This is a genomic window from Staphylococcus auricularis (genome assembly GCF_051172115.1).
Lineage (GTDB): Bacteria > Bacillota > Bacilli > Staphylococcales > Staphylococcaceae > Staphylococcus > Staphylococcus auricularis_A.
In genome coordinates, this window is record NZ_JBPIZN010000003.1 from 212,479 (window position 1) to 225,393 (window position 12,915).

At 36.0% G+C, this 12,915-nt stretch carries 13 protein-coding genes and 2 pseudogenes; 1 reads left to right on the forward strand and 14 read right to left on the reverse strand.

The window, feature by feature from the left end; all coding sequences use genetic code 11:
• Positions 1-685 precede the first annotated feature (685 nt).
• Entirely contained in the window at positions 686-1,063 is a 378-nt protein-coding gene (gene sarA, locus ACSBRB_RS07440; protein ID WP_059107419.1) for a global transcriptional regulator SarA, read from the forward strand.
• Between the two features lie 167 nt (positions 1,064-1,230).
• Here sarA and ACSBRB_RS07445 read toward each other — a convergent pair whose 3' ends face one another.
• The 14 genes and pseudogenes from ACSBRB_RS07445 to ACSBRB_RS07510 all read right to left on the reverse strand — a co-directional run.
• Positions 1,231-1,941: a hypothetical protein gene (locus tag ACSBRB_RS07445; protein WP_435032272.1), complete on the reverse strand. Its 711-nt coding sequence runs from the start codon at positions 1,939-1,941 to the stop codon at positions 1,231-1,233.
• Between the two features lie 207 nt (positions 1,942-2,148).
• Positions 2,149-2,652 (reverse strand): SA0570 family protein, encoded by a 504-nt coding sequence (locus ACSBRB_RS07450; protein WP_107392815.1) that lies wholly within the window; start codon positions 2,650-2,652, stop codon positions 2,149-2,151.
• 175 nt (positions 2,653-2,827) lie between these two features.
• Positions 2,828-3,651: pseudogene (locus ACSBRB_RS07455) on the reverse strand (alpha/beta fold hydrolase).
• Positions 3,648-4,349, reverse strand: a complete 702-nt coding sequence (locus ACSBRB_RS07460) for an HAD family hydrolase (RefSeq protein ID WP_435032273.1) — start codon at positions 4,347-4,349, stop codon at positions 3,648-3,650. The pseudogene ACSBRB_RS07455 and the gene ACSBRB_RS07460 overlap by 4 nt, the downstream one beginning before the upstream one ends.
• Before the next feature lie 38 nt (positions 4,350-4,387).
• Positions 4,388-5,335 (reverse strand): FecCD family ABC transporter permease, encoded by a 948-nt coding sequence (locus ACSBRB_RS07465; protein ID WP_435032274.1) that lies wholly within the window; start codon positions 5,333-5,335, stop codon positions 4,388-4,390.
• A gap of 155 nt (positions 5,336-5,490) precedes the next feature.
• On the reverse strand, positions 5,491-6,372 hold the full coding sequence (locus ACSBRB_RS07470; RefSeq protein ID WP_435032275.1) for an ABC transporter substrate-binding protein: 882 nt from the start codon (positions 6,370-6,372) through the stop codon (positions 5,491-5,493).
• A 94-nt stretch (positions 6,373-6,466) separates the two neighbouring features.
• On the reverse strand, positions 6,467-7,102 hold the full coding sequence (locus tag ACSBRB_RS07475) for an endonuclease III domain-containing protein (protein ID WP_435032276.1): 636 nt from the start codon (positions 7,100-7,102) through the stop codon (positions 6,467-6,469).
• 102 nt (positions 7,103-7,204) lie between these two features.
• Entirely contained in the window at positions 7,205-8,866 is a 1,662-nt protein-coding gene (argS, locus tag ACSBRB_RS07480) for an arginine--tRNA ligase (RefSeq protein WP_435032278.1), read from the reverse strand.
• Positions 8,867-9,280 carry a YwiB family protein gene (locus ACSBRB_RS07485; protein WP_059107410.1) on the reverse strand — a complete coding sequence of 138 codons (414 nt, stop codon included), beginning with the start codon at positions 9,278-9,280 and terminating at the stop codon, positions 8,867-8,869. It lies immediately after the preceding gene.
• 161 nt (positions 9,281-9,441) lie between these two features.
• A complete protein-coding gene (locus tag ACSBRB_RS07490; RefSeq protein WP_435032279.1) occupies positions 9,442-9,951 on the reverse strand; it encodes a YwhD family protein in 510 nt (169 codons plus the stop codon).
• A gap of 26 nt (positions 9,952-9,977) precedes the next feature.
• Complete coding sequence (locus ACSBRB_RS07495) at positions 9,978-11,276, reverse strand: HD domain-containing protein (RefSeq protein WP_435032280.1); 1,299 nt, start codon at positions 11,274-11,276, stop codon at positions 9,978-9,980.
• A 30-nt stretch (positions 11,277-11,306) separates the two neighbouring features.
• Positions 11,307-11,786, reverse strand: coding sequence for a GNAT family N-acetyltransferase (locus ACSBRB_RS07500; protein WP_435032281.1), 480 nt, complete (start codon positions 11,784-11,786; stop codon positions 11,307-11,309).
• A gap of 238 nt (positions 11,787-12,024) precedes the next feature.
• Complete coding sequence (locus ACSBRB_RS07505; RefSeq protein ID WP_435032282.1) at positions 12,025-12,567, reverse strand: flavodoxin family protein; 543 nt, start codon at positions 12,565-12,567, stop codon at positions 12,025-12,027.
• Positions 12,568-12,729: 162 nt separating this feature from the next.
• Positions 12,730-12,906 (reverse strand): annotated as a pseudogene (locus ACSBRB_RS07510) (hypothetical protein); the annotation flags it as partial.
• Positions 12,907-12,915 lie beyond the last annotated feature (9 nt).

Sequence of the window (12,915 nt, forward strand, 5' to 3'; positions counted from 1 at the left end):
GTGACATTGACGCACCACCCTATTTAAAATATTTATGATAATAGTGATTACAATGACGACTATGAATGTTATGAGACACAAAATTTATTTTTGTATATTTATATATACTTATACAAAGTTGCTACGTCTAACAACTTATTTCTCCGTCATTAAAATGTATGAGCGGCTTAAAAAATTAATAAATATTAGTTCTTGGGATTCTTTAGAAAAAAATCTATATTTAATCGAATTATTAAATATTAAAATCGAACAATTAGTGATAGAATAAAAGTAGTTGGTCATATCTTTCAAACTATATATAGCAGTACTGTCTTTATACGGGCAAATACGTAGATTTAAAATCATAAGATTGATACTATTTATACTGTATTTCTTTTTAATAAATTTTTTATCAAGTTTTAGTATATATATTGGAACACAATATCAATTTCACTTTTGATTAGCGGGCTTCATATACTATTAACTAAAGAAAAATTTAAGTGCTTTATAAACTTAAATTTTTTACTTGCTTTTTTTATTTAGTTATAATAAACTAAATAAAAGTTGTTTTAATATATACAGTGTAATTATAATCTAGGTCAATCTTGAGGTAGATTTATTGAACTGTTATAGCATTAAGACATCTATGTATACAATGCGCTAGTTGTATATACTTTTGAGGGCTATTATATTAGGAGGAATCAGGATGGCTATAAGCAAAATTAATGATTGTTTTGAATTATTGGCAATGGTAACTTACGCAGATCAGTTGAAAGGTATTATCAAAAAAGAATTTTCTGTAAGTTTTGAAGAATTTGCTGTTTTAACTTACATTAGTGAACATGAAAGTGAAACATACTACTTAAAAGATATCATCAATCATCTTAACTACAAACAACCTCAAGTAGTAAAAGCAGTCAAAAACTTATCTCAAGAAGATTATTTTGATAAAAAACGTAACGAGCACGATGAAAGAACAGTACTTATCTTAGTGAACGATACGCAAAGAAGTAAAATCAACGAACTACTTTCTCGCGTAGACCAACGTATCAAACAAGCCAATGATCAAGGCGAAGTTGGGTAACATTATTATTTTCTAGTCTTAATATTATATTATTATATCATGTCAAAACCACCTGCTCATTCTCAGCCGATGAGTAGGTGGTTCTTTTCTGTGTATTACTAAAGTGTTCGAAATCATTTTTCAGCTATGGCCTTTTGCATTTTAAGCAGGCAAAATTTCCCGAAACGTTAATTCCGTGCAGAAATACGAATCGTATAATAAATAATGACGATGAGTAATAAAATCCAAATGACTATGGATGCTACTTGCGCAATATTAGAATCTGTTATGATCGCATCAATTGTTTTTTGACATAATAGTAAGCCAATACCGGTGAATTCTAATTTTCTTAAATAAATCCCACCAATACTAAATATAATACCTACGACAAAAACAAATTGATGGGCATACATGGTTACCATCACAATTCCAAAGTTCACATTCAACGCATGAATGACTACGAGTATGATCGACATGGCTGCAATGCATAATCCCAAAATCATTTCGAACTTGTTACTGTATAAGTAATTCTTTTTATTAATCCGATAATAAATCAGTATTGAAATCGGTAAGATAATCAAGCAATAGAATATCGTTAAGCCAGAAGCTGCTTGGAATGGCACATATTGTTTATCATAGAGATATGAGATGAGTATAAAGTTTAAGATGAAAAATAGAATTGGATTTAACTGAAGCGAAAAAAGATTACGCTGAATCGTAAGGATGATTTCAGCTGGTGATTTTCGTCGATATTCGATGTAATCTTTGTCTTCGGCCTCAGATTTTGTAAAATCTTTTTTCAATTTCACTTTAATATCATCAATCAAATTAGGTGATAAACCTTTATGAGTGAAATAATCATTAATATTTTCGATTAATACTTTATCGTTCGCTCTCATAGATTATATATGCTCACTCCCTTCTGTACTTATGGTTATATTTACTGTGCTTCATTTTTAAATTGAGTTGCAACCTGTGCACTCATATTATAATTTTCTGTGTTCTAAGACATGATTCCAATATACCTCTCTATCATATCAAGAAAAGAGCCGATAAGTATATGAATTTATACTTATCGACTTGAGCGAGATGTTAATTCTCATCTACTATTTTTCAATATCTATACGATATAATTTAATACGTGTATCATCAGGTGAATCTGAGCCAAATTGATAGCTTACATTGTTATCTTCAATATAGCCAAAATTACCACTGACGCTATTGTAATGTTCACGGTAAACTGCATTATCACTCACTGCTTTTTTAACCGCTTTATACGTTGGTCCATTAGATTTGTAGCTCATTGAGATATGTGTCACCTTACCGTGATCTTTTTTACCATTGGCAGTTACTAGTAATGTACCGTTGTCTTTTTCAAATTCGTAGTAATGTTCTTTGCCATCTGGTCTAAATGAATAAGCAGATTTATCTTGCTCTTTTAACACGGATTCAATAGATTGCCCTAACGTCACACCTTCAAGAGTATCATCACCTTGTTGAAGTTGCTTGACGCTTTGCATTGTATTTCCAGAAGCCGCCATGGCACTAGGGGCACTTAAACCTGTAAACGCAAGTCCAGTGACTAAAACTGCTGCAACGACTTTTTTCATAAACACTCTCTCCTTTTACGTGTTCCAAATGATTAACCCCATTGTACTATATTTATTACTAAATTAACAGTGATGTTACAACAAGATTACAATTTTTTGTGAGTATGTTTACTTAGACATTGTTTCAGCCCTTTAGCCACGGCATTTATCCTCAACACATATTTTATTACAATTTTTAATGTTGTGCAGATTTTTCAGCAGTTTGATATGTTTCTCGGAAAAAGTCACTCACTACTTTATTGAAGTGGTCTTTTTCTTCCGCAAATGGATATAATCCAGACTCATTAAATACATCAAATTTGGTTTCTGCATGTGTCATGTAATCGTTGAGTTCTTTTGCTTCTAATACGGTTGTACGTTCTCCATGTTCACCCACGATGATTAACGTCGGTGCGACAACTTTATCGAGATAAGTCGTAATATGGTTGTTGTTAAATGAATTTCGCACAGCGAGTAATTCTGCACGAGTAGCAATTGTATTTGTTTCTTCAACGTGTTTGAGGAATTTTTCGCTTTACGTTTTGAATATTAAAGCATTTTATTTAAGAACTTCAATTGATCATCGATCGCCCAGTTGCGGATTTTATAAGCGTATTTACGATAGAGTCTTTCAGATGTAGACATATCCTCTAATGTCGTAGGATTAACGAGCGTCATCGCATCTACGATATCAGGATAAGTTGCCGCAAATTCTACCGCAATAGAAGCACCCATTTCATGGCCTAATAAGGCACAACGATCAATATAGAGATGATCTAATAATTCTTTGATATCTGAAGCATAGTCTTTAAAAGAAATGTTGTGTGGTCGATCTGAGTAACCGTGTCCTCTCAAATCAATGAGGACAACTTGATAAGATTCTGCAAACACTGGTGCGATTTCATGAAATACAGTGTAGTTTTCTAAAGATGTATGTATCATGACGATCGCATCGCCCTCACCAATCGTTTGGTAATTCAATACTGTTCCGTCTTGTGTCTTAAATAATTCCATAGCTATTGTGCTTCTCCTTTCTCACTCATAGGTAAAATATGTGTTAATTCTTCTAGTGTCGAAATCGTAAAATCGACTTCATTGGCTAATGGAGCGACTTCTGCATCCTCGTGCTTATACCAAACACTAACCATGCCCATTGCACGTGCTGGTGCAACATCATTGAGCGCGTCATCACCCACATACATTGTTTCTTCAGGCGCAGTACCCAACTGCTCTAGCATATCTTCAAAGATCTTAGGATGAGGCTTTCTAAACCCTACCATTTCCGATGTCGTGAGATATTTGATCATGTGTTCAATGCCCAAAGCATGTAAACGGTACTGTTTAATCTTAGACTTCCCATTCGCTATGACTCCAGTTAAATAGTCATTCGCGTTCAACTGATCTAACGTATATAACGTATCATAGTACGGAAAGACATAACGGTAAAAGTGCATTTCAAAATCATTAAATAGATCTCTCCAACTCAAGCGATCTACATGAAAATGCTTAATGATGGCCTTGTACATTTCAGGTTTGTCGTGGTCTTCATCATCATCTAATTCGATAAATTTCTTCTTGAAGTCAGCCAATTGAACACGAATAAAGTAATCGTGAAACCGTTCAAACTGTTCTTCGATAAATTTATCTCTGGATTTTTTCCGATCTAACAAAGTCCCTTCTAAATCAAATACAATTGCTTTCATGTGTGATAATTCCATTTTCTTACCTCTTCTTATTTAGCCGAATCAGGTTGATTTTAATCATATGTTTTCGATTGTGTCACCATGATGTAAAACAATACTGGAATGCCTAATAGGGCTAAAATAATACTTGCTGGAACCTGGATAGGATAAATCACCGTACTGCCTAACCAATCGGCTAGCACCATGATAGAACCACCGATCAGCCCGTTTAATATCATTTGTTCACCCAATTTACTTTGACGATAGTACCTTCTTATTAATTGTGGCACAACCATGCCGATAAAGCCAATAATCCCAACATATCCTACAATAACCGCAGTCATGACAGATGCAATGATTAAAACAAGGTAGCTCAAACGTCTGACATTAAGTCCTAGTGCTTGTGCAGATAAATCACCTAATTGTAATATCTTAATTTTATGTATCATCAAGGCTAAAAGCAACAAACAACCACTTAAAACAAGGGCAATATAAATCACTTTATTATATTCTGCTGCCTCAAAACCACCAAACATATAGTTAACGATGCGATTCATGCGTGTTTGATTAAATACAATCAGTACATACAAAAACGCGTTGAATAGTGCGCCTATCATAATTCCTTCAAGTATTAACGTCTTGCTTGGATAACCTCTCGACATCATCGTTGTAAGCATTAATACGAGCGCGAGTGTAATCAAACTAAATGCAATGGAGCTCACTTGGATTAACACAAAGCTTAATCCAAGTACCGTCGCAAGACCAGACCCAAATGTTGCTCCACTGGCGAGGCCTAAGGTAAAACTATCAGCCAATGGATTGTTTAATAATGTCTGAAATAATTGCCCAGCTATCGTCAATCCGATACCAGCCAGTAAAGCAAGGGCTACTTTAGGTATGCGGACTTGATATAAAATGGATTGATTTAACGGCTCACTCATATCGCCAATATTCCAAAATAAACTTAAAATCACAATGAGACTTAACACAACGGTCCATAGGCCAATGATTTTGACTCTCATATATTTACTCACTTTCTCCTGATTAACTAAAAATACAAGGTTAAGACTCCTCTCGTTTATGTATCATGCTAAACGTACGTCTCAACCTTGTTTCATGTCTTGTTTCACCTTTACATCATTGATACACCATTTTATGAGCTTAAATCAATGTGTGATCAATCATAAATAGCATCTCTTAATGCTTTTAGACCATCATCAATACGTGGACCTGGGCGTGAGATTTGATCGCCATTCACCGCTTCTATATGATCATTTTTAACGGCCTTAATTTGATCAAAGCCGCCGCGTTTATCGATGACGTCTTTGTATTCTTTTTGTGACATACCACTTGTCGCAACTAATACATCTGGATCTTTACGGATGATGTCTTCTTTCGAAACTTTTTGCCAACTATCTAAATTACTGAAACTATTTTCAGCTTTGAGTTGTTTCAACATATCATCGAAGAATGTCCCTTTTCCTGATGTGTAGATTTCCGGCTCAGAAGATACTTCCATAAATACCGATTGTCCCTGATCATTTTCCGGCACAGAATCAATCACTTTGTTGATATTTGATTTCGTTTCTTCAACTAAAGCTTTCGATTCCTTCTCTTTACCAGTTACTTTACCGACTTGATTAAATGTTTGATACATCTCGTCAATCGATTGGGCATCTTTGATGTAAACAACTTTCACACCACTATCTTCGACTGATTTCAATGTTTCCCCGGCTGTCGATTTTTGAGATTCATGCGCCAAAATTAAATCCGGCTTCGCTTTAAGCAATGCCTCTTTATTTAATTCCATCGCATCAAATTGATCTTTATTTTTGACGTCTTTTGGATAGTCATCTACGGTAGAAACGCCGATGATGTCATCCTTTAATCCTAACTCGTATAATATTTCAGTATTGCTTGGCATCAATGAAATAATACGGTGATAGGAAGCATCCGAAGAGGATGACTCAGATTTTGAATGTTCATTAGAATCATTACCACCACATGCTGAAAGTACTAAGATACATGCGATTAATACATATAAAATTTTGTGTTTCATATATCTTCTCCTCTAACGTTATTTACTTTATCATACCAAAAAACGCACGTATTACGCCATCTCCTTAAGATATTTCCCAGGTTATAGATGTAGCTTATTTTTCAAAATACGGATCTAGAAAAGTATACCGTTCCGTCTCATTGCCATTGAAATAATTTTTACCGAAATTATCTAGCAATGCATGAAATTCATTGGCATCTTGCGCTGTAAAATCCGCCGGCAACGTTATATATTGCTTAAATTTTTTATAGCTTTCAGTCTGCGGATAGCCAAGCTTTGCGAAAATGCGGCGCGTATAACTATCTGGGATGAATTCAACACGGTCGAAAATGTAAACAAGTAATACATCTGCAGTTTCATCACCTACACCTCTGAGTTTAAGTAAGGCATTGCGTAGTGAATCACCATACGTTTCAGATATCGCTTCATAGTCATAATGATAAGACTGCAGCCATGTTAAAACGGCGTGAATACTTTTTGCTTTGTTCTTATAGAAACCGCTCGATCTCACTAACTGCTGTAATTGTGCTTCATCTAATTCACATATCGCATCAGGATCTAAATATGTCTCTGCTTTCAACGCATTGAGAGCGAGTTCGGCATTACGCCAATTCGTATTTTGTACTAAAATAGCTCCTAATATCACTTCTATCTTCGTAGATGCTGGCCACCAACCTTGAGGTCCCATATGCTGTTTTAAGGTTTGATATAATGCTTCAGTCGATAACATTCTGCTTCCCTCTCATTTAACGTATTAGTATCTTGTCCGCATATAAAATGAGCAACGATCACTGAATCAGCACCGTTGCTCATCATTGTTTTTCATTATCATTTACATAGATTCTGGAGCTGCAACTCCTACCATATTTAATGCGTTATGCAATGTGATTCTAACTGCTTCAATCAGTCCAATGAGTGCTTTTGTTTTAGCCTCATCATCTGTAATAACTTTTTCAGCATTATAGAATCTGTGGAAGTGCGCTGCTAAATCTTGGATATAATTCGTGATACGATGTGGTGCGCGATGTTTTGCAGCACTTTCAATCGTCGGTTCGAATTCTGCTACTTTTTTCAATAATTCAATTGCTTTATCATTTTGAATCAGTGACAAATCAGCATCTTTATCGTATGAGATTCCTTTTTCTTTCGCTTGTTTTAAAATAGAACAAATACGTGCGTGTGCATATTGTGCATAGTATAACGGGTTATCTTGAGATTGTTGTTTTGCCAGTTCAAGATCGAAGTCAAAGTGTGTGTCTGCACTACGCATTGTTAAGAAATAGCGAGCAGCATCTCTACCTACTTCATCCATGATTTCGCGTAAAGTAATCGCATTACCTGTACGTTTACTCATTTTCACTTCTTCGCCATTTTTCATGAGACGTACAAGTTGCATGATTTGAATTTCAAGGCGGTCGCTATCCACACCGAATGTTTGAACGGATGCTTTAATACGATTAATATATCCGTGGTGATCTGCACCAAATAGGTCGATTAAGATATCGTTACCGCGTTGAATTTTGTCATAATGGTATGCAATATCTGGTAAGAAATACGTATAAGTGCCATCTTTTTTAATGAGTACACGATCTTTATCGTCATCAAAATCTGTCGTACGTAGCCATGTTGCGCCGTCCGCTTCATAGATGTAGCCAAGGTCTTTCATCTTGCTCAGTGCAGCATCAATGTTTCCATTTTCATAGAGAGATGTTTCACTAAACCAGTTATCAAAATGCGTGTTAAAGTCGTCTAAATCTGTTTTCAGTTTTTCCATTTCGTAATCTACGCCAAGTTGTCTAAACGTTTTGAGACGTTCATCATCTGGTAACTCGCGAAGTTCTGGTTGACGTTCGGCTAAATCTTTACCGATGGCGATGATATCTTTACCATGATAACCATCTTCAGGCATTGGATGAGAGCTATCGCCTAGTGCTTCAAAATAACGTGCCTCAATAGAATGCGCAAGTTTCGTAATTTGGTTCCCTGCATCGTTGACGTAGTATTCTCTTGTGACATCATATCCTGCTGCATCAAGCACGTTCGCTAATGTATCACCGACAGCAGCGTTACGCGCATGGCCGATATGTAAGTCGCCTGTAGGGTTTGCTGATACGTATTCAAGCAAGATTTTTTGACCATTACGTTCAGCGACACGACCGAATTGATCACCTTTTTCTATCGCTTCTGGAATGATATCTGTGAGATAACTATTATCTAAATAAAAGTTAATAAATCCCGGTCCAGCAATATCCACCTGTTTCACGTGTGCTTTAGACGCATCAAGGTGGTCTACAATCGCTTGCGCAATTTCACGTGGATTACGTTTCGCTATTTTAGTAAGTACCATCGCAATATTGGTAGAAAAATCACCATGACTGCTATCTTTAGGAGTCTCTATTTTAATTTCTGGAATATCTTCAGCCAATTGAGCTTGTTGGATGCTCGCTTTAATTTCTTCAACTAGCGTTTCTTTGACTTGATCTATTATATTCATCTACTCAATCTCCTTATAATTTATTTCATATTGATAGGTCCCCATCTTTTCCTCTGCTTGTAACAAATCGTAGTGGACTTTCAATTTACCACCGTCAGCTTCGACAAAGTGTTTAATTGAACGCGTGCGCACGGTCAACGGAATCTTCGCACCACTTAATTCGTATAACGTCACCGTATCTTCGCCTTCTACAAAATGTAATTTCATATTGATGTCACCTTTGCGGATGATTTTCACACCACTAGATTCAATCTTCACAGTGACATTCACATGTGCTTCTTCGACTTGTTCTTGATATCGAATGAATTCAGCCTCGCGTTGTTGCCATACACCTTCCGTACGGTTCATAAACTTCTGTTTATCATCAAATTGCTTTACCGTTTGCTTAATTTGAAGCTGGACATTATTTTCCAAGTCAAATACACCCTTATCTTTTAAAATAATACATTTTATTATACCATATTTCTTTAACGCATCACAGTAGGGATCTAGTGATTAAAGTCTGTTACAGCTTCGTGTGTCTCGGTCTCTATATCAAATTATTTAAGGGGCTGAACAATTTTAAGACAGAGATTTTACGCTTCAAAAAGCTGATGCAATTCGTCACTTGAATTATTCCACATCTCAGGACTGTGATTTTTTAAGAAATCTTTCAATAACGCTTTGTTATCTTCGCCAATGTGATCAATGATAAAACGATGTTTCATCGATTTATCCATCATATTAACGTGTTCAGGCATGCTTTTATATCCACGTCGAATACTTTTATTCACAAGTAAGTAACATGCGGTCAGTCCAGCATAGTATGGCCCTTGTTCACCACGTTCGGTCGTTACCCAACACAACCAGTATGGTTTCGCTTCATCGCCTTCAACCGCTTCTTTATCCGTGATCCATTTGACGCCTTTTTCTACTTCAGAGCGTGCATGCATCCCACCGATATCAACAAAGACATCTTCATTTAAAATATCGATAAAGACAGGGGCCACATTATCTAAACTGATAGAACCGATATTTGTCCCTTTATGTCCGTCTAGGGGATTATTTTTTATAATATTAAACTTAAATCCTTTATTCTCTGCCACTTGATACACCTCTCCTCTGATACAAGTTAATTCAATTCGTTGAGTATCCCAACGATTGCATTTCTAATTTGATCATCTTCAATGTCCGCAATCAATTCCTTAGGATAATACAATTTATAGTCTTGGCGATTAATACCAGTGATACTTGAAATGACGAGTGACTGACTACTTATTTCTCGAATAGAGCCGTTTCGTCTCAACAAGTGAATCGGCTGACGATTAGAGCCTGGTCGATCGTAATCATACGGTAAATCTGAGAATGATTCACTGACGAAATAATAGTTCGGATCAATGCCAGCTTGAACAAATAAATCTGTGAGCTCTGAAATCGTAATAATTGAACCATCGAAAGGTAAATATTTAAACAAGTCACGGTTAATAAATCGTTGCGATAAATCACTGAGAATACCATCATCTTCATGAATCCATTCTTTTAAGTAAAATAATACAACAGCCTCATCTAACTCTATGTATTGCTCAATCGATATATCCTCTTCAAAAAACGGGACAAAATCAGTAGGATAACGTTTAAATTCGTATCCTTCTAAATAAAGTTGTTTCGCGCGGTGTAAACAATTGCTTAATAACACTTCACCTCCGCGGCTCACTGGGTGAAAATAAATTTGCCAATACATTTGATAACGGCTCATAATAAAGCTCTCTACCGCGTGCATCCCGCTATCTTTAATCAGCACTTCATTTTCAGAAGGTCGCATCAATCTCAATATGCGTTCCATATCGAATTGACCATAGCTCACACCTGTAAAGTAAGCATCTCGTTGTAAATAATCCATTCGATCGGCATCAATTTGTGAAGATATCATGGAGATGACTAATTTATTGTCATGGGTCTTATTAATCACATCAGCCACCTGTTGTGGAAAGTTTGGTGCCACCCGTTGTAGCACCTCATTCACTTCTGTATCACCTGTAATAATCGCTTGGGTGAAAGCTTCGTGATCTGTATTAAATATATTTTCAAAGCTATGAGAGAACGGCCCGTGACCTAAATCGTGAAGTAACGCAGCACATAAGGCAAGTGGACGATCGTCATTGTTCCATGCGGGTCGCCCATTAAAAGATTCGTCAATCATACGTCGCACAATTTCATACACACCTAATGAATGCCCAAAGCGACTATGCTCTGCGGTGTGAAATGCTAAATACAGCGTACCAAGTTGTTTGATACGTCTCAATCGTTGAAATTCTTTTGTTTTAATTAAATCCCATATCACTTGGTCTTCAACGTGGATGTAACGATGGATTGGATCTTTAAATACCTTTTCTTCTTTTAATTTGGCTGTAGCATAGTCTGTCTGCGTCACGATTAGCCTCCTTCTCTCATTTAAACTGCGTTAATTTAATGGTTTACGTAATAATGCTAATTGGAGTGATTCGCCGTATAATACATGTTCATATGTACGGACGAGTTCAAAGCCTTGATGTTGGTAGAATCGCACTGCTGCGTCATTTTGGTGATTGACTTCGAGATAAACGGCATCATATTGCCCTTTGAAATAAGACAAACCTTCTGTGAGTAATGCCTTACCATAGCCATGATATTGATAATTTGGTTTGACATAATGTGCCGCTAAAAAGAGTTCTTTACCATTGATGAAATTAGCAAAACCAATAATGTCATCATCATCTTCCACGACTAAAAAGAGCTGTTCATCCAAACGTTTATACAACTGTTGTTCGTCGTATGAAGCAGCTAAAAATTCATTGACCGTTTTAGCAGCATAAATATTTAAATATGTGTTGTACCAAGCTTTAGTTGCTACATCTCTGATCCCAATAACATCTCTTGGTGTCGCTTTTCTTACTTCATGCATATTGTTCACCCTTCAATTGTTTGATTTATTGTTTCGCATACCCTTAATAAAGATGCGACACTTTGAACATGGTGCTTGTGCTCAGTGCGCGAATTAGATATCTATTATTATACTATAGCTACTTTATGCGATTCAAAATACTTCCATTGTTTTGATAAAAAATGAATAAGTTACACTTATTTTATCACACAGCTGGAGAGAAAAGCGTTGAAAAAACTTTTGATCAGTGCGAACGACGTTATGATTGAGGTAAGACTTGGCGCCATTCTTCTGCGCGTTCTAACGCATAACTATCTTGCATGATATCACCAGGGCGTTCTGCTGTCCCTATAATATAATGCGTCAATTCAGCTCCTATATAAGCTAAGGTATATTGCATTTGTTTAATGCAAGGATTACCTTTCACTTTTGGACAATCCCCACCTACTAATATTAATCTAAATTCGATTTGTCCCATACGTTCTTTAAAATCTTCGTATTCAGGATCTAACATCGTTTCTGACCATAAATCTATGAAAGCTTTGAGCGATGCAGAAATGCTGTACCAATAAATGGGTGAAGCAAATATCACGACGTCGCTAGCTAACATTTGATCTAACACCGGTTTATAATCCTCAGTATAGTCATGAATTTCTTTATCGTTATGTCTATAATCTCTAACAGGATTAAAATGATACTCGGTTAAATCAATCCAATTATAGTCATGTCCTTCTAATGCTTTTTGTGTTAATTGAACTGTATTGCCGTCTGGACGACTACCACCATATAGTACTGTTATCACTTCACATCACCTTTCCCCTTTTTGTTGTGTCATTCCCTATTATGTGACAATTTACTCATTCATGTATTTGTGTCTGTAAAATTTAGGGTCTGATGTGGAAATGATTTAAAGAAATTAAAAAAAGACTGGGACAATTTGTTCTTGTCTCAGCCTCGAAATGAGTTAATCACTCATTGATTGTGCCATATTAGATTTTATATCATCTGCTAATAATTGCAGTTCAGGGAAATAGTTGTTAGCAAAACCAATAATCATTTTATTTTTTGTAAGCGTATCTAATTCTCTTTCCTCAGGAATCGTCTCATCTATTAAATCTAAAATTTCGTCATGGTTGATCGAACCGTGCGG

What these genes read in the sequence shown, in the direction of transcription:
- ACSBRB_RS07460 (WP_435032273.1), bottom strand. Translation starts at nt 4,349, where the DNA reads ATGGAATTATCACACATGAAAGCAATTGTATTTGATTTAGAAGGGACT.
- ACSBRB_RS07470 (WP_435032275.1), bottom strand. Translation starts at nt 6,372, where the DNA reads ATGAAACACAAAATTTTATATGTATTAATCGCATGTATCTTAGTACTT.
- ACSBRB_RS07465 (WP_435032274.1), bottom strand. Translation starts at nt 5,335, where the DNA reads ATGAGAGTCAAAATCATTGGCCTATGGACCGTTGTGTTAAGTCTCATT.
- ACSBRB_RS07475 (WP_435032276.1), bottom strand. Translation starts at nt 7,102, where the DNA reads ATGTTATCGACTGAAGCATTATATCAAACCTTAAAACAGCATATGGGA.
- ACSBRB_RS07445 (WP_435032272.1), bottom strand. Translation starts at nt 1,941, where the DNA reads ATGAGAGCGAACGATAAAGTATTAATCGAAAATATTAATGATTATTTC.
- ACSBRB_RS07500 (WP_435032281.1), bottom strand. Translation starts at nt 11,786, where the DNA reads ATGCATGAAGTAAGAAAAGCGACACCAAGAGATGTTATTGGGATCAGA.
- sarA (WP_059107419.1), top strand. Translation starts at nt 686, where the DNA reads ATGGCTATAAGCAAAATTAATGATTGTTTTGAATTATTGGCAATGGTA.
- argS (WP_435032278.1), bottom strand. Translation starts at nt 8,866, where the DNA reads ATGAATATAATAGATCAAGTCAAAGAAACGCTAGTTGAAGAAATTAAA.
- ACSBRB_RS07450 (WP_107392815.1), bottom strand. Translation starts at nt 2,652, where the DNA reads ATGAAAAAAGTCGTTGCAGCAGTTTTAGTCACTGGACTTGCGTTTACA.